General features: G+C 37.5%; 17 protein-coding genes. 4 read left to right on the top strand and 13 right to left on the bottom strand.

Going from position 1 to position 15,095, the window contains the following annotated elements:
• Positions 1-352 precede the first annotated feature (352 nt).
• On the bottom strand, positions 353-1,039 hold the full coding sequence (locus H9631_RS21175; protein WP_191816285.1) for an MBL fold metallo-hydrolase: 687 nt from the start codon (positions 1,037-1,039) through the stop codon (positions 353-355).
• A 261-nt stretch (positions 1,040-1,300) separates the two neighbouring features.
• Between H9631_RS21175 and H9631_RS21170 the strand changes: the two genes are divergently transcribed.
• Both H9631_RS21170 and H9631_RS21165 read left to right on the top strand, forming a co-directional pair.
• Positions 1,301-1,690, top strand: a complete 390-nt coding sequence (locus H9631_RS21170; RefSeq protein WP_191816283.1) for an SRPBCC family protein — start codon at positions 1,301-1,303, stop codon at positions 1,688-1,690.
• Positions 1,691-1,692: 2 nt separating this feature from the next.
• Positions 1,693-2,022 (top strand): ArsR/SmtB family transcription factor, encoded by a 330-nt coding sequence (locus H9631_RS21165; protein WP_191816281.1) that lies wholly within the window; start codon positions 1,693-1,695, stop codon positions 2,020-2,022.
• A 363-nt stretch (positions 2,023-2,385) separates the two neighbouring features.
• On the opposite strand, the gene H9631_RS21160 is transcribed toward H9631_RS21165, so the two are convergent.
• From H9631_RS21160 to H9631_RS21150, 3 genes are all read right to left on the bottom strand, one after another.
• Positions 2,386-2,622: an indolepyruvate ferredoxin oxidoreductase subunit alpha gene (locus H9631_RS21160; RefSeq protein WP_191816279.1), complete on the bottom strand. Its 237-nt coding sequence runs from the start codon at positions 2,620-2,622 to the stop codon at positions 2,386-2,388.
• Positions 2,623-2,662: 40 nt separating this feature from the next.
• The gene (locus H9631_RS21155) at positions 2,663-3,145 is read right to left on the bottom strand and encodes a DUF1189 family protein (protein WP_191816277.1); all 483 of its coding nucleotides are present in this window, start codon (positions 3,143-3,145) and stop codon (positions 2,663-2,665) included.
• Positions 3,146-3,388: 243 nt separating this feature from the next.
• The gene (locus H9631_RS21150) at positions 3,389-4,753 is read right to left on the bottom strand and encodes an MFS transporter (RefSeq protein WP_225221194.1); all 1,365 of its coding nucleotides are present in this window, start codon (positions 4,751-4,753) and stop codon (positions 3,389-3,391) included.
• Between the two features lie 574 nt (positions 4,754-5,327).
• Here H9631_RS21150 and H9631_RS21145 point away from each other — a divergent pair.
• A complete protein-coding gene (locus H9631_RS21145; protein WP_191816275.1) occupies positions 5,328-5,987 on the top strand; it encodes a helix-turn-helix transcriptional regulator in 660 nt (219 codons plus the stop codon).
• Positions 5,988-6,814: 827 nt separating this feature from the next.
• On the opposite strand, the gene H9631_RS21140 is transcribed toward H9631_RS21145, so the two are convergent.
• The 5 genes from H9631_RS21140 to H9631_RS21115 form a co-directional block, all read right to left on the bottom strand.
• Positions 6,815-7,684, bottom strand: coding sequence for an NAD-dependent epimerase/dehydratase family protein (locus H9631_RS21140; protein WP_191816273.1), 870 nt, complete (start codon positions 7,682-7,684; stop codon positions 6,815-6,817).
• 342 nt (positions 7,685-8,026) lie between these two features.
• Complete coding sequence (locus tag H9631_RS21130; protein WP_191816271.1) at positions 8,027-8,377, bottom strand: hypothetical protein; 351 nt, start codon at positions 8,375-8,377, stop codon at positions 8,027-8,029.
• Between the two features lie 452 nt (positions 8,378-8,829).
• Positions 8,830-9,135, bottom strand: a complete 306-nt coding sequence (locus tag H9631_RS21125; RefSeq protein WP_191816269.1) for a hypothetical protein — start codon at positions 9,133-9,135, stop codon at positions 8,830-8,832.
• A gap of 295 nt (positions 9,136-9,430) precedes the next feature.
• Positions 9,431-10,000: a DUF2812 domain-containing protein gene (locus tag H9631_RS21120; protein ID WP_191816267.1), complete on the bottom strand. Its 570-nt coding sequence runs from the start codon at positions 9,998-10,000 to the stop codon at positions 9,431-9,433.
• Complete coding sequence (locus H9631_RS21115; RefSeq protein ID WP_191816265.1) at positions 9,987-10,304, bottom strand: PadR family transcriptional regulator; 318 nt, start codon at positions 10,302-10,304, stop codon at positions 9,987-9,989. Before H9631_RS21115 ends, H9631_RS21120 begins: the two co-directional genes overlap by 14 nt.
• 693 nt (positions 10,305-10,997) lie before the next feature.
• On the opposite strand from H9631_RS21115, the gene H9631_RS21110 reads away from it, so the two are divergent.
• Positions 10,998-11,348, top strand: a complete 351-nt coding sequence (locus H9631_RS21110) for a DUF3592 domain-containing protein (RefSeq protein ID WP_191816263.1) — start codon at positions 10,998-11,000, stop codon at positions 11,346-11,348.
• A 160-nt stretch (positions 11,349-11,508) separates the two neighbouring features.
• Here H9631_RS21110 and H9631_RS21105 read toward each other — a convergent pair whose 3' ends face one another.
• The 4 genes from H9631_RS21105 to H9631_RS21090 form a co-directional block, all read right to left on the bottom strand.
• Positions 11,509-11,961 (bottom strand): DUF6097 family protein, encoded by a 453-nt coding sequence (locus H9631_RS21105; protein ID WP_191816261.1) that lies wholly within the window; start codon positions 11,959-11,961, stop codon positions 11,509-11,511.
• A 183-nt stretch (positions 11,962-12,144) separates the two neighbouring features.
• Positions 12,145-12,939, bottom strand: a complete 795-nt coding sequence (locus H9631_RS21100; RefSeq protein WP_191816259.1) for a hypothetical protein — start codon at positions 12,937-12,939, stop codon at positions 12,145-12,147.
• Between the two features lie 22 nt (positions 12,940-12,961).
• On the bottom strand, positions 12,962-13,375 hold the full coding sequence (locus tag H9631_RS21095) for a hypothetical protein (RefSeq protein ID WP_191816257.1): 414 nt from the start codon (positions 13,373-13,375) through the stop codon (positions 12,962-12,964).
• A gap of 235 nt (positions 13,376-13,610) precedes the next feature.
• Positions 13,611-14,891, bottom strand: coding sequence for a helix-turn-helix domain-containing protein (locus H9631_RS21090; protein ID WP_191816255.1), 1,281 nt, complete (start codon positions 14,889-14,891; stop codon positions 13,611-13,613).
• Positions 14,892-15,095 lie beyond the last annotated feature (204 nt).

Raw genomic sequence — 15,095 nt, 5'->3', positions numbered from 1 at the left:
CAACATAATTGATAGGCTCAAGATTCAGTCTAGCCAACGATTAGTACTTATTTTGTTGGTGCGAAAGTTGAGTTAATAACATTATATTGTCAAACTATACTTCTTCATCAATTAACAGTCATTTTAAGTGGATTCTTTTATAATCCTTATGCGGCTTAACATAATTATTTGCCGAGTGTTTATTTACAGACCTTTTAATGAGAAAACCAATATGAATTTTTTACCATAAAAGTAATCCCCTTCCAACGATAAAATAACAGGAAGGGGATTTAAGTTATTTATTTTTAATTATGTTCATGATTATTGGATAAAGCTTAATAATCATTCAAGAGCTTTTACGTTTAGCTCCCTGTTATAAAGTAAACTTCCCACCATGATAGCAATAGTACGTTTCAGCCTTAAGGTCTTTAATCACACTTAAAGACTGTTTCGCTTTCTCAATATTTAAACAAAAGTGTGGATTAGCAATGACCAATTCATGATTATCCTGAACAGCTGCATCACCAGTAATTACACTTTTTAAATTCGGAAAATATAATGAAATATGTCCTGAAGTATGCCCCGGTGTTGCTACAACTCTGCATTCATTATCTAGAATCATATCACCATCATGTACCTTTTCATCAATTGGGACATGCTTCAAATTCTTTAATTGCTGTATGAACCATTTACCAAATTCGATTTCTTCATTTGGCATATTTTCTAGCATTTCTTCAGCTTGAACCAATCTCTCTGACTTCATCTCACCACTAATATACTTAGATTCAATTTCACTGGCTATAATATTAATCCACGGATACTTTTCTTTGAAGTCATATAAAGAACCTATATGATCATCATCATAGTGAGTAATGATTATATTCTTTAAATTCTTCATTTCATATCCATTCTCTAGAATTTCATTTTCAATTAAGGTTAAAAAATTTGTATATCCTGTATCGACCAACGTTAATTGATCATTCGATACAATTAAGCTAGGATAAATGTAATTTTTTTGTCCATTAAATTCAAATTCAATTGCTAGTTCTAATATCTTCATTTTTCTTCCTCCATACTGCCCAATTTCTACAAACAAGTATTCTTTACTTTTATTATACAAGGAGATATGAATCTTTCATATCGTTCAACCTTCAAACAAATTTATTTAATCATCTGCCTGGGCGTAATTGTAAGATTACGGCTATATAGGTATTATTTGTGGAATAATTAAACCAGAAAACACATTTGATATAACACCTTTTGGTGTTATAATAACCTTATGACACCAAAAGGTGTTAAACTTCATTGGAGGTATTAATTTATGCAAACACCTGTAATTCGTAAAACTATCGTATTGGATGCTCCAATTGAAAAAGTGTGGAAAGCTGTTTCAACATCAGAAGGTATTGCAGCATGGTGGATGGCAAATACTTTTGAAGCTGTTTTGGGAAAGGACTTTGTCCTTCATGCAGGTCCATACGGTGATTCCCCTTGTAAAGTTACTGAATTAGAACCTTTGAAGCGTGTCAGTTTCGACTGGGATAAAGAGTGGCACCTTACATTTGAGTTGAGATCGTTAGAAGATGAAAAAACTGAATTTACCCTTATTCATTCTGGTTGGAGTGCAGAAACATTGAATGTTTTTGACACTATGAACGGCGGATGGGAAAAAATCGTAAAAGAAAAACTTCCAAAATATGTTGCGGCTTAAGAATGACCGATCAATCTAAGCAAGATATTTTTCAAGCAATTTCTGACCCAACTCGTCGGAGTATGTTAAAATTGCTAGCTGAAAAGGAAATGTCGATAACTGAAATTGTAAGATTCTTCCCGATAAGCCGTACTGCTGTGAACAAACATCTGCATATTCTTGCAAATGCCAGTCTTGTCAGAAGCCGAAAGGTTGGACGCGAAACTCGTTATACGCTTAATCCAGAACCATTGGTTGAACTAAAAGATTGGCTTACTTTCTTTGAGCAATATTGGGACAGAAAGCTGTTAGCTCTTAAAAGATATGTAGAGGAAAATAGTGATCAGACATAAGAGAGACAAAATATCGTGAATACCTGTTGCAGCATCAAAATAGGATTACAAAAGCCTATTTCAGCAAAAAGATCAGGGCCTGTTTTTGAAGAAAGTTGATTCAAAACAGGCTCTTAAAATATTCTATAAGAAAGATTGATTTTTTCCTGCTTGTGTTATTCCATTAGAGCGCCTTTTTTTTAGTTATTCACTAGCTTTGCCCTAATTAAAAACACTATAAATTCGGTTCTGCAGGACCCTCCGCCGTTTGCGCCAGACATAGAGACTATAAGCTATATTTAAACAATATATTCCTGTGGGTAATTAGTCTTGCGATTTTTCTTTCATCATTTTTGTTATTATCTGTATATATTCGAACATTTATTATCTATTAAAGAAAGCGCGAGCCTTCTCAAGATATGGTAGATCTTCAGTTAGTAAATCGTCTTCATGATAAATTGCATCAACAGGGCAAACAGACACACAATTGCCGCAATCAATACATAGATCAGGATCAATTAAGTAATGCTCTAATCCAATTTGAATACAATCTACAGGACAAACTTCGACGCATTCCGCGGCTCTTTCATCTTCACAAGGAGCTGTTATAACAAAAGCCATTTTGTACCTCCACATTTTCTAGTTAGTTTGTTTTGGATGATTAGCTTGATCTTTTTGGATAAATAAGGATTATCTTATAAATGAGCAAAAATAAAACAATCAGAGGGAATTGATTGACCACTACATAATCTATTTGAAAAAGTTTCAGAACCATATAAATCAATACGGGATATGTCGCTGCATATACAGTTATTTTCCAAAGGTAATGATAGGCAAGCTTTCTTTTCACTAGCTTTGCTATGATCAATGAAAAAAATGCTAGAATGGAAATGCCTGTTACAGCCATAAAAAGAATCAGAAGGGAATAAAGTACAAGGATTTGAATGATGTATGTACTGTATGATAAACCTTCACTTACCTGATCTCCATTCATTATCATTTTTATGACTTCAGGAAAAAATAATAGAATCATCAGACATACCATATAAAAAAGAGTATCTTTCATATTCACTCTATTTAATTGAAATAGGGCTTCTTTCTTCGGTAAAAGCAGAGATTTTTTGAGTATAAACACAAGGTTCACTGGTACTTCCCCCATCCCACAAAACCGATGTTTATTCATTTTTCAGTAAGATATACTTCTATTCGCAAAGGCACTTTCTGAGCACCTTTGCGAAGATGTATTTGCTAATTTAACCATCTATCCCCATTATTAACTGTTCATTTTTACTTCTTCCAGTTCTCCAATTTTGGAAATCCTCTTATTTCTCAAATTCCAGCAGCACCATTTAAAGCTAAGAACACTAACTGAACATCATAGGGACAATTAGCTGGCTGATTGGGTTTGCTTGGTTCGTACGCTCGCAAACAAGCTTAACAAAATCAATGCCAGATTAAACATCATAGAAAAAGTAATTCCAGTTTCCAATGACATTCCCGCTGTTTGACTCATCGCGATAATAGCGCCGCCGATTCCGACTGCAACACCAGGCGTAAACGAATCGGCAAATTGTAAATTTCCGGAGACCTGTCCAGCCTCACCCTCTTTAGCTAGAGCAAAAGCGACTGTACCGCTAACCGTATGAGCTAACCCGATCCCAATGCCAATGATGATTTCACCAAGCACAGCTAATATAATGTTGATGGCAGGAATCCAAACCATAATTGCAATTCCGATAATTATCAGGAATATACCAAAGATGATCCGTTTATGTCTCCCTCGCCCTTGATCAGCCTCATCCCAACGAGCCTGTAACATAGCTACGATACACCAGCTTATCGCTGCACTTGCCACAATAAGACCGGCTCTATCTGAGGTCAATCCTTTTGTATCCGTCAAAGCCAGTACCAGAAAGTTCTGTGTACTGACATAAGCGGCAAAAAATAACCCACGGGAAGCGACGAGAGACGATAATCCTGAACGAAATGTCAACGTACCTTTTGGCAACAGTCTACGAAGGGGCTGTGTCATAAGAGATAAGCCGATAAGCAGCAGTACGATTCCTAACAGTTTTGGGAGCATACCAAGTCCGCTTAAGAAAATCCCGGTCCCGATTGCTAGCAGGACAGACAACCCAATAACCCCTGTTTCCTTCTCCTCTTGAACGCTTGGCATTTTTAATTTGCGGAAGACTGGCATACTAAGGAGGACTGCCAGGAGTAAAAAAGGAAGAACTCCCCAAAAAACAAACCGCCAAGAAAATTGTTGAGCAATGACCCCAGCAACATAAGGACCAAGCATTGAAGGCAACACGTAAGCAGTACCAAGAGCTCCCAATATTTTAGCGCGCAGCTCATCAGGGTAGCTCAAAGAAATAGCTGTGTATATGCATGTATACATCGCCCCTGCACCAAATCCTTGCAAAGCGCGAGAGCCAATCAAAACATACATGTTACTCGCAAGTGCAGCTAAGATTAAACCAATTGCAAATATCAGAATAGCCATAGTAAAAAGCAAAGCAGGACCTTTTCTGTCAATTTGCCGACCTATAACCAGGGTGCCAACAATTTGTGCAAGTAAATAAGCGCTGAATATCCAACCAAACAGATGAATTCCTTGCAAATCTCCAGCTATGACTGGTGCAACCGTCGTAACGGCTAATCCTTCAAACCCGATAGTCATGGAAGCTAAAATAATACCGACCGTTAATGCCAGATAACGTTGCCCAAAAATGCTTTGCGTTGAAGACAATCTGTTCACCTTCCATCAAGTATTGCCTCACAGCATATGCCAAGGCAGACGAGACAAGTAATCCTTATCCAACCCCATTGATCTACCTCTCATTAGCAGGAGGATTTCATTAAACTTTTAGAGCTCAGTGCTTCTCAAAAATGAGTTTGCTTTACCAAATAAAACATTTGAATATTAAACTATTTTTTAATCCTGACGATCCGAATCAGTTTATGGGGCAATTTTAAAAAGTTATGTAGAGCCATGATAATGGTTCGCCAAAATTAAACTCTTATCCGAGATCTTTTCCTCACCATAGGTTTACCCTTAGCGCTCGTCTTAGCTATGCACATGTTATTGAGAAATGTTGCTAATACGAGGTATTTTTTCACTTTTATTTCCATCTAATCTTATTAAAACCCCCCTCAAATAACTCTAAATTCTCGCGAATCTTTCGTATTTATACCCATTCAGTATCCGAATACTTTCTAAACAAAGATCTTTAGAAATAACATATCCTGCTGTTTTGACTTTGTCAACACTTTTCTTTATAATCTATTTAGTATCAAAATTGCACATGAATGGAATGAAAAAAATGAAATCGCGCGCAAAAGAAGGTACCGAAAGGACAAGAAGATCCATTGTGGACTTGCTAAAACACAATGGTTCTATGGATGCCCTTCAATTGGCAAACCAACTTGGTGTTACTGCAATGGCAGTGCGGCAGCATTTATATGATTTGCATGAACAAAGGTTGGTTACTTTCACGGAAGAACCAAGAACCATGGGGCGACCTGCGAAGATGTGGAAGCTTACCTCTGAGGCTAATCGGCTATTTCCTGACGGGTATGCCGATCTCACAGTCAGCCTGATTGAATCCATGAAAGAAGCATTCGGAGACGATGGATTGGAAAAACTGCTGGAGATTCGTACACGTAAACAAGTCATGAATTATCGAAGCAAGGCGCCAGCGGACCTTTCGTTGAAGGAAAAATTAAAGGCCCTTGCTAAATCGCGAACAGATGAGGGATTTATGGCAGACGTAATCGAGAACGCCGACGAATCCTTTTATTTTGTGGAGAAGCATTGCCCGATTTGCGAAGCGGCGCGGGCATGCACCAACCTTTGTAAAAAGGAATTGGAAATGTTCCAAGACGTCCTTGGCAACGATGTTAAGATCTCAAGAGACGAACATATCTTGAAAGGTAATAACCGTTGTGTGTATTGGATTAAATCGGAAAAGACATCTGGATAATCTTGCACATTAGTTAAATGATGCTAATTTGAAAAAAATAAAGTTTGATAGCTTATTAGAAGCCAACAATCAAAAACGGGGGCGTTAATTTGTTAAGCTTTGCGAATCCATCATGTTCACGGGAAAAGCGTCCGCCGGAAAATGAGGAACGCAGGAGTGATTGACACGGTCATTTGGACATAACGAAGCCTTAATGACCCTTATTAAGCGAGAGGATCGCATAGCTGCCCTCCTCTACAACAATTTCAAAGTGTACTTCCCTCTTTCTGTTCGCCTCATGTCTATTTATAACCCTATTAATTCGGAATAGTTAAATTATTCAAATGTTAATCATCCTGATTACAAACAAAAAACCTTATAATTAGGGTATCGTAAGTCTGGTCCAACTCCCTAATTATAAGGAACTCACTTGGAAAACCATAACCAAAAATCGCATTCAAGGAATCCACTTATCCATTATATTCGAAGATTATCAATCAAAGATGTTCGAATATGCTCAATTAGATCATTTATTGATGTAGGCTAAAGTGTAAAACGCAAGAAAACAGTCAAAAAGGTTTCAGTAAATCCCAACTCTCTCAAGAGTCCGGAATATTCTGTTTGTGTTTTTTGAATCCATCATACGCCCATTGGTTCAAAAACTACATCAAATATATGGATCAAAACAGCAATTTCCGGGGAAAATCCACCTTATTGATTCATCGACACTTTCAAAGTGTTTCAACATGTTATCGGCTGATTTTTAGAAATATCCAAGCAGGTGTTCATTTTTACAAAGGTTCGATTGGTTCCTGCTAGGGTTATTCCATTAGGGCACCTTTTATTAGTTACTGTATTGATTTTTTAATTAATTCAGGAAGCCATTCATGCATATTTTCAAATTGAAAGCCTAAATCCGATGCTTTTCGATTGGACAACGTCCATGTACTTGAAATCGCATATGGTGTTTCCTTCTCATCATCCTGACTTATTTCCACTTTTGCTTTTTTCCCTGTTGCTTCCTCAATGTATGTTAAAAATTCTCTTAAAGTAACTGTCCCATTTGTGCAAGCATTAATTGGGCCCTGAAAATCTGTGGAGCCGATCCAGCTAAGAAACTTACCTGCTTCATCTTCATTAATAAAACTTATGTCTGCCTCCAGATTCCTTAAATAAATGGTTTCTTCAGCAATAACCTTGTTTATATAATAAACCATTCTTTTCGTATAATCATTTTCGCCCAGTACAATTGGAAATCTAACGGCCACAACTGGGAATGAGGCTTTTTGAAATAAAACAGCTTCTGCTTGCCGTTTCCCTTCTTGATAAGTGAAATCGTCCGTTTCTCCCAACTTTATAGGATATGAATATGGGTCGAAATCATCTTCATTTAGCTCCCTATCATGAAGATCGTAAACCGATAATGTGGAGGTAAATATGTATTTTTTCGTCTTATTTTCAAAAACGTCAATAGCGTTACATGCATCATTTGATGAATAGCAAATTTGATCAAATACCGCATCCCACTGCCTACCTTCGAACGCAGATTGAAAAGATTCAACATTATTTCGGTCAAATTGAATGGAGTCTACTTCCGGGAATGGTATAGGCGTATTCCCTCTAGTAGCAATCGTTACCGATACACCTTTGTCGAGTAACGATTGAACTAGCTTTACTCCAAAAAATCTTGTTCCTCCTAATACTAACGCCGTTTTCATAATTTTCTTCCCCTCCTATAAAGTCTAATTATTCCGTCTTCAATCTATGGTTATTTTACCACGTGGACTGATTTACTTCATAGTTTAATTTATAGGTTGAAAAATTAATGGAGAGTATACCAAAATAGAAACAAAATCTGTTGAACTACGAACGAATATTAGAACTAACAGTATGAACCGAAGAAATATACTGTTTATAGGATATTAGAAGATAACAATGGACCGATCCTCTTTATCCAGGATCTGTGGACGTAGGAATAAGAAACTTTCAGCATGTCGAACAGCTCTTTGTTTATGATGCGTTATTCGTAAAATGTATACGACTAACTCTGTAGAAAGCACTCATTCCTCAAGAAATGTAAAATTATCAAGTGGTAACTTTAAACGTTTTAATTGTTTAATTAGTATATCCCTTTTTACTTTACCATTTCCTTGAAATTCTTTTGGATAGCTTTCTGGATGACCAACTACTGCACCGTCTTCAATCCACTGTTTTCGATATAATTGAAAAGCGGCTTCTTTCATTTCATCAGGAGTGACAATATATCCCAAATCCACATCATGATCTTCACTGTACCCATATTCAAAACGACAACAAGAGCAAATTTCATAAGAGGGAGCATAAGTATCCTTTTCGTATGGAAGTTCATCTAACCCATCATATCCACAAATGGGGCAAGTATAAGTTTTCATCTAAATTCACATCCCTATTGCTTATTCGCTGCATCGTCCATTTGATTCGCAACCCCATTTAAACGTATCAAACAAAGAATATCAGACATTCACTCAGCTATATTCCACCTGTCAAATCGCCTTTGAATCCTTCAAAAAACAATGGACAGCCTATCCAGAAGCCATTGACGTATGCGCAACATATCGAACAGTTTTTTGACTATGGAAACGCAATTCGTGATATCATATGTACGACTACTTCGTAGAAAGCATTCATTCAAGCTTTAAGAAAGTGCCCCCAAAAAAGCATCCACTATGATATGCTCTGTAAAAAGTATTTTATCTACCCTTAAGAACTAGAAACAAAATGAATAGGGGGGACCCAACCTATCTTCTGGAACCAACTCCTTAGCTGACACACTTTATTTGATTTTGAGCTTCCATATTTAAATAACTTTATTATTCATTACAATTTATTTAAAATCTCTCATAAACTTTCGTAAAGCCATTTCAACCAGGTCATCTCGTGTAATTCTTTTTGTTTCCGCAACCTTTTTAGAAAAAACTTCAAAACTCTCAAAAGTCTCATCACTAAGGATATAATTTGGTTTTACTTCAGGTTTTCGCGGAGGCAGATTATTATATTCAAATTCCAAACCCTTATCAAAGCGTGTTCGATTTTTATATAAGACTTTTAAATATCTAATTTCCTCTTTTGTCAGTAAATTATCTGAGTTTATTCTCATTTTTTTCTGGCTTTTTCGCAATTTATGATTCATATACTTCTCCTTTTCAATTAATTCATATCATAACGTCCCCAACTTTTAGCATTGTTTTTCTTCGTTACCTTTTTAAAGTGATTTCCAATCCATATTGTCAAAAGCTCATCCTGCTTTATATCATTGCGTTCCTATGAAGTCTATTATTATATATATAATAATAACTCACGGACGTAACAATAAAGTCATTTAAATAACCAATCTTTATGCTATAATCGCGCTTGTTTGTGGAAGATATAATATCCTCAATTACTTCTTTGAATTAAAACAACAAGTTCTACTTAACCTCCTCGTATTATTTTTCTTTTAACATTGAATGCTTTTGATAAGCTTTATAGAAACTGCTACCAAAGAAAACGACCATAATGATGGGAAGCAACCTCAAAAGAGCAAATGGAGTTTCAAATAAAAATGCTTTCCAAAATAATGCACCTTTCATACTCCAAAGACCTTCTGCTAAATATAAACCTGAATCCTTGTAGAGCATATAAGAAATAGCCAATAACAATATACCCAAACCAGATGAATAACCCATCAATCTTTTATAATAATTACTCTTTGATTGGCGATCCGAGAAGATTTCATTTTGACCCTCATCTTCTTTTTGCCAATATCGAATTCCACCAAGCCAGAAGCCATTTATATAAATCCAACCGAAGTCTTCATATATCCCTTTGTAATCTTTGAACTTTTTCTTTGATAAATAATCTTGATAATCCAGTCGCATCACATATCTCTTGTCAGTTTTTTCGAAAGTGTATATTCCTAACCCACTAATATTTATGCAACGATAGCCTTTTTGTAATTGCTCGTTCAGCCATTGCTCCTCTTTTTCAATATCAAAAAACATCTTAAATTTCTTCATTCGATTCACTTCCTTCGTACAGGGATAAAATATGCAATAACCTGGTTTGTTCCATTTTCAAAATGGTTCTTCCTTCCGCAGTTATCATATAAACTTTTCTCCGACCTGACTCTCCGACAGGCTCAATCCAACCATGCTTATTCAAGTTTTCAATCGCACCGTATAATGTGCCAGCTGCTAAAATAACAGTACCATTACTTGTCCTTTCTATCTTCTGCATTACAGCATAGCCATGGAGTGGCTCACGTAGAGCCAATAAAATATAATGCATGGTTTCAGACAACGGTAATAATTTATGTTTCATATATTCACCCTCTATTCAGTTCAACTATACAGTTTAACTTAAAAATAACATAATACAGTTCAACTGAATAGTCAACGACACTTTTAAAATTAATCGAAGGAACAAAGTAAAATCTTTATAATTAGGCAAAAATTTAATCTAAAAAGTCGATTCCCTTTACGTTTGGAAATCGACTTTTTGTGTAATCTTATTCAATTAAATGGCCCGTTTGCTGAGTAACGTAATCTACATTTTAAAGGATTTTGTTTTTAATTAAACAACTTTTATTGTGACTTAACATTTATTGTAGCTTTAGAATAAAGTTTGATCATTTTATAGATGTGAAATTCCACAATCGTGCCCTTTCGTATTATAAGGTCAACCAGATAGCTAACTTTTTTTAAATATGCTTTTACGATAAATAGTCGGAGAGAACTGCTCAGCCTCCTGCTTTGACTTGACCCATTTTATCAATTGGACTCCACCATATTTAGATGAAACTCTTTTCTCATAAAGATATAGAAGCTTTAGGTAATAACCGAAACAATAAGACTACAAATGCTACCTGTATAACGTTATAATTACTATAATATAGGCCATTTTCTAACAAAATTCCTTCTTGCTTTACCGCTTAAGTTGATCTATTTGTTTAAAACCTTAATTTAATCTTCCAGAAGCTTTAACATTCTAATATAAAATGAAATGGGGATGCATATGTTCATTATTATTAGTTTGGGTATCTTCATCCTAATCATTCTCGTCATACTATGGCTATTACCATTGAAGTATCAAAAAATTGAATGGATTGAAATGAACGCACAAATTATCGAAAGTGATTTTTCACACCGAACAGTCGGCCATGAGATTACATATGCAAAAGGAGAATCTCAGCGTAGAGTGAAGTTGACAGTACAATTTACCTCTTTACAAAATAAACCAATCACTGTCACAAACACAGTGTGGACATATACAAAAAATCGCTCTTATTTTGAGGAGGGTCAATGGGTGACGATTCTATATAATAAAAAGAAGCCTCAACAGTTTAAACTTAAATATCAAATATAGAAAAAAGCAATGGGGTACTGTTATTGTTCTGTAAATGACTTTTCAACCTTCTCACATTGTATGAGAGATAGGAAAGAGCGCTCGCTCTTTCCTATCTCATTAAAGGTATTTTTTCAATTGATTTGGAGAGAAAGTTAGTTCAAAACTACTTTTCAATATTTTAGTTTAATTGGTCCAATAATTTTAACTTTAAATTAGGATATATTTTATAATACATTTTCTTTTCTATTAATTTATGTGCAATTACGATAGAAGCAAATACAAAAGCGTACAGAATAAACGCCCATGGATAAGCTAAAAACCAATCAAGCACATTTTTAAAAATATCCCCTCGATCTATTACTTTTAACTTTCCTAATATCATATAAACAATAAAGACAACGATTGGTAATGCAATAACACCCGAGATCATGTTTAAAGATCGTTTTTTATTCCGGGCTTCGATAAAAGTAGGTTCATTTAAATATTCGCTAACCCCCACCGCTTGTTTTTCAAAGGTATCTTCACTTTTAATAGGTAAGTTGTAATCACTAATTATTTTGTGAAGCTGTTTAAGTTCTTCCGCGCTAGAAAAAAATTCAACCATCGTTTTTCCGTAATTCAGTTTCCTCACTTCTTTCTCATTTTAAAATATTTATGTATAGTGCCATAAATGAAAGGTTGTTTCTATTTGCATGTTGGTTAAGTTTTAACAAATGTTAGCATTATTGTTTTTAATTAATGTTTCATTCAACCATAGATAAAGTTAAAAATAAAAAGGTTTGGCTGCAACCCGGAGGCTAACGCTTTTCCATATTTAAGTACCGAACGTCTGCCGGATTTCCTGCTCCGTGACCGGCAGCGCGATCGTCAGATTCGTAGGGTCCAGCGGGGAATAGATGACATTGATGATTTGACCTTGCTGCACCCGGGCAAGATTCACGACAATCAGTTCTTTTTGTACCGTCACCTTGAATGTTTCCCCGTTTGGTTTGGTAACGACGAGAGTAAGCTGCAGTTGAACTTTTCCGGATGCGGCCATCCCCAGTGGTACCACATCCATTACTTTAGCTAGACCTTTCTCCCAGGTTTGCGCAATATCCGCTAGTTCCGGACTCAAGCCTTGTTTAACAAGCTGTTCATTAAAAAGCGATTGAAGATCATTTTGATTCATATGACCTTTGGCATCAAAACCGATCTTGTTAGGATTTTTCACCGAGACCAGTAAGGGAATTACGGATCCAGGCTGAAATTGTGGTAAATTCCCGACCGAAACAATCATCCGCAGCTTGGCCGGGTATTTGTCGTGGTCTTGTCTTGTTACCATCAGTTCCAGCTTGACTTCCGGTTTGTTGTTAATCACCGTTCCGGTTTGCCGGATACTCGTAATTAGACCCACAGCTGGCTGTCCCGCTTTGAGAGTACCGACACCAAAGACGTTACTCAATATCGGCGGAAGAATCAATAGGGCAATGCTGGCACAGATGGCTGGCACAAACCAAGAAGAACCTATAATGATAAAGGGATCGTCCCATAACCAATTAGCCAGCAGCGGGGAAAAGCTAACGCCAAGCAGGAGAAGCATGCCAAAAGATGTTAAGAATTTCTGCATTATCATCCCTCCCGGATCAGATTCAAGTCATGGGGCCGATATAGATAAGCTCTGCCGGATTGGCCGGATGCTGTCCGAGTCCGATGCGGTCCCCGGCCCGTGGCACCTGTAATTTGGATACAAGCGTTTCGAGCGTTTTCGTGTAACGACTGCCATCGTTGTCCGTCACGTCCAGTTCCAAAATAACAACCGGGTCAAAATTAATCAGTTTGCCGGTATCGCGTACCGCAAGGACGGTCGCGGCAGCCGCGACGGGAATGGAACCGTCCGCGGCCAGCTGCGCTTGTCTGGCCTGCTCAATGCCTTGATTCATGGTTTCGCGATGCTGTTTGGGGATAAGTCCCTTCATCATCATGCCGCTCAAACCTTTATTTAATAATTGATCTGCCTTTTCCAAAGCGTCCTCCGAAGGTTTCTTTTTACCGAACCAGCCCATATATTAAGCACCTCTCTGCAATCGTATTTTTGAGTCCATCGATGTCTCTACCACAATTGTAAACAGTGGATCGAAAGGCGACAATAGATTTGAAAGGATACAATAAGGCAGCGGTGCTCAGCGGTTTTACTTCCGGGTTGTGGGGTGGATTTTGCGTAAACTACGCTGTTTCGGCAATAGAAAACGGGAAATCGGCTCTTTAACGATTAGTAAAGCCCGCTTGTATTGCTGTTTATTATTTGCTTCGCAGCAGGTAAACTAACTTTTTGTAATAGGCAGCGGATTCTTTATATTTTCTAGCATCCTCCGAAGTGACGGCCAGCGACTCGTATAATGTCTCCAAGCGGTTGGTCTGTTGAATGGATTCATAATAAGGCAAACAGGCCAAAGCCTGCTCTACAGAAGGCTCAATCTGCCCCTGCGCAAACGATAGCTGGCTTTGGTAGAACAGTAGTGACATTTGCTGATCGGTTGTTTCGGCGCTGCTTTCAAGCTGTTTGATTAATTGCGGCAGCAATACCCAATGCTTTTGGTTTAGAGCCAGCTCGCAGCGGTAAATATCAAGGAGTGGACGAAATTTCTTTCTAACTTCTTCGGGCTCGCGCTGAATCAATTCCTCAAAGCGGTCAATTTCCTGAAAGGCTTTGCCATATTCGCCGAGCCGCGATAACATGACAATCCGGTTATTCATGATGGATGTCATCATTTCGCCCTGACTAGAGGTATAAACCAAATGTGCTTCCGCCATGGATAAGGCCAGCAGCGCTTCCTGAACAAGTCCGACCGTAAACTGATAACCGCTGTAGGCAAGATACATTGCGCTCAAGCGGTGAAAGAACCTTTGTTCATAGACATATTTCATCATTTGCTCAAATGTTTGTTTCGCCTGGTCATGCTGCTTCAAATAAATAAAGGCTTCAAGCATGAAGTTTTGCGCCGTCAGCCATGGCTCGCTGCCCGGAGCAAGCAGTTCCGCAAGTTTTTTGGCTTGATGCAGCGCCTCGTGATAATGATGTTTGGATCTAAAAAGCTGGATTTTATAATAAAACATCGCTTTTTTGAGCGGCAGAGGCAGCTCAATATCGTCCGGCCGCCCATATTTATCAAGGTAATAATTCAAATAGTTCCGGTGCAAATAATCATGTGCCGCCGCGTCATTAAGCTGCTGGTAATATACGGCCTTCATTAAGGCTGTGGTCAGCTCGACGCTTAATGTATCATCACGGTCCGGCAAGTCATTAACTTGCTGTTCATCGATGGATGAGGCCGTTTGGGATAACAGCTCGAAAATACCCTCTGCTTTTGCCAAGGTTTCAGACGTTTGCGATGAAGCCTGCAGCAGATAATCAGAGGAGACGCCGAGACGGGAGGCGATATGTTCAGCCAAATCAGCAGCCAGCGGGTAACGATCTGCGAGAATATTGGCAAAATGGGTTTGCGTCACTAAACCTTCGACCAGCTCTTTTCGGGTGATATTTTTCTTTTTGCACAAAAAATCGATTCGTGCTTTTAACATAGGGCGTGGAAATCTCCTTTCCGCTAAAGCTACGTAAAAGTATAGCATGGATATCACTAGCGTTGCATTAATTAAAAATATCAATTCAAAATACTAAAAAGATTCAAAGTTTATCAGTTTAGACAACAAAAAATCCTTTACAATGGAGAGGTCAGGTGGTTCCTGTCCAAATCCAACGTAAAGGATCACAACTATGGACAAGAA

Origin of the sequence: Bacillus norwichensis (assembly GCF_014836955.1) — a bacterium.
Lineage (GTDB): Bacteria > Bacillota > Bacilli > Bacillales > Bacillaceae_C > Siminovitchia > Siminovitchia norwichensis.
Note: the sequence above shows the minus strand (reverse complement) of the source record. Positions and strands in the feature narration are given on the sequence as shown.

What these genes read in the sequence shown, in the direction of transcription:
- H9631_RS21175 (WP_191816285.1), bottom strand. Translation starts at nt 1,039, where the DNA reads ATGAAGATATTAGAACTAGCAATTGAATTTGAATTTAATGGACAAAAA.
- H9631_RS21170 (WP_191816283.1), top strand. Translation starts at nt 1,301, where the DNA reads ATGCAAACACCTGTAATTCGTAAAACTATCGTATTGGATGCTCCAATT.
- H9631_RS21165 (WP_191816281.1), top strand. Translation starts at nt 1,693, where the DNA reads ATGACCGATCAATCTAAGCAAGATATTTTTCAAGCAATTTCTGACCCA.
- H9631_RS21160 (WP_191816279.1), bottom strand. Translation starts at nt 2,622, where the DNA reads ATGGCTTTTGTTATAACAGCTCCTTGTGAAGATGAAAGAGCCGCGGAA.
- H9631_RS21145 (WP_191816275.1), top strand. Translation starts at nt 5,328, where the DNA reads ATGAAATCGCGCGCAAAAGAAGGTACCGAAAGGACAAGAAGATCCATT.
- H9631_RS21140 (WP_191816273.1), bottom strand. Translation starts at nt 7,684, where the DNA reads ATGAAAACGGCGTTAGTATTAGGAGGAACAAGATTTTTTGGAGTAAAG.
- H9631_RS21130 (WP_191816271.1), bottom strand. Translation starts at nt 8,377, where the DNA reads ATGAAAACTTATACTTGCCCCATTTGTGGATATGATGGGTTAGATGAA.
- H9631_RS21125 (WP_191816269.1), bottom strand. Translation starts at nt 9,135, where the DNA reads ATGAATCATAAATTGCGAAAAAGCCAGAAAAAAATGAGAATAAACTCA.
- H9631_RS21120 (WP_191816267.1), bottom strand. Translation starts at nt 10,000, where the DNA reads ATGAAGAAATTTAAGATGTTTTTTGATATTGAAAAAGAGGAGCAATGG.
- H9631_RS21115 (WP_191816265.1), bottom strand. Translation starts at nt 10,304, where the DNA reads ATGAAACATAAATTATTACCGTTGTCTGAAACCATGCATTATATTTTA.
- H9631_RS21110 (WP_191816263.1), top strand. Translation starts at nt 10,998, where the DNA reads ATGTTCATTATTATTAGTTTGGGTATCTTCATCCTAATCATTCTCGTC.
- H9631_RS21100 (WP_191816259.1), bottom strand. Translation starts at nt 12,939, where the DNA reads ATGCAGAAATTCTTAACATCTTTTGGCATGCTTCTCCTGCTTGGCGTT.
- H9631_RS21095 (WP_191816257.1), bottom strand. Translation starts at nt 13,375, where the DNA reads ATGGGCTGGTTCGGTAAAAAGAAACCTTCGGAGGACGCTTTGGAAAAG.
- H9631_RS21090 (WP_191816255.1), bottom strand. Translation starts at nt 14,891, where the DNA reads ATGTTAAAAGCACGAATCGATTTTTTGTGCAAAAAGAAAAATATCACC.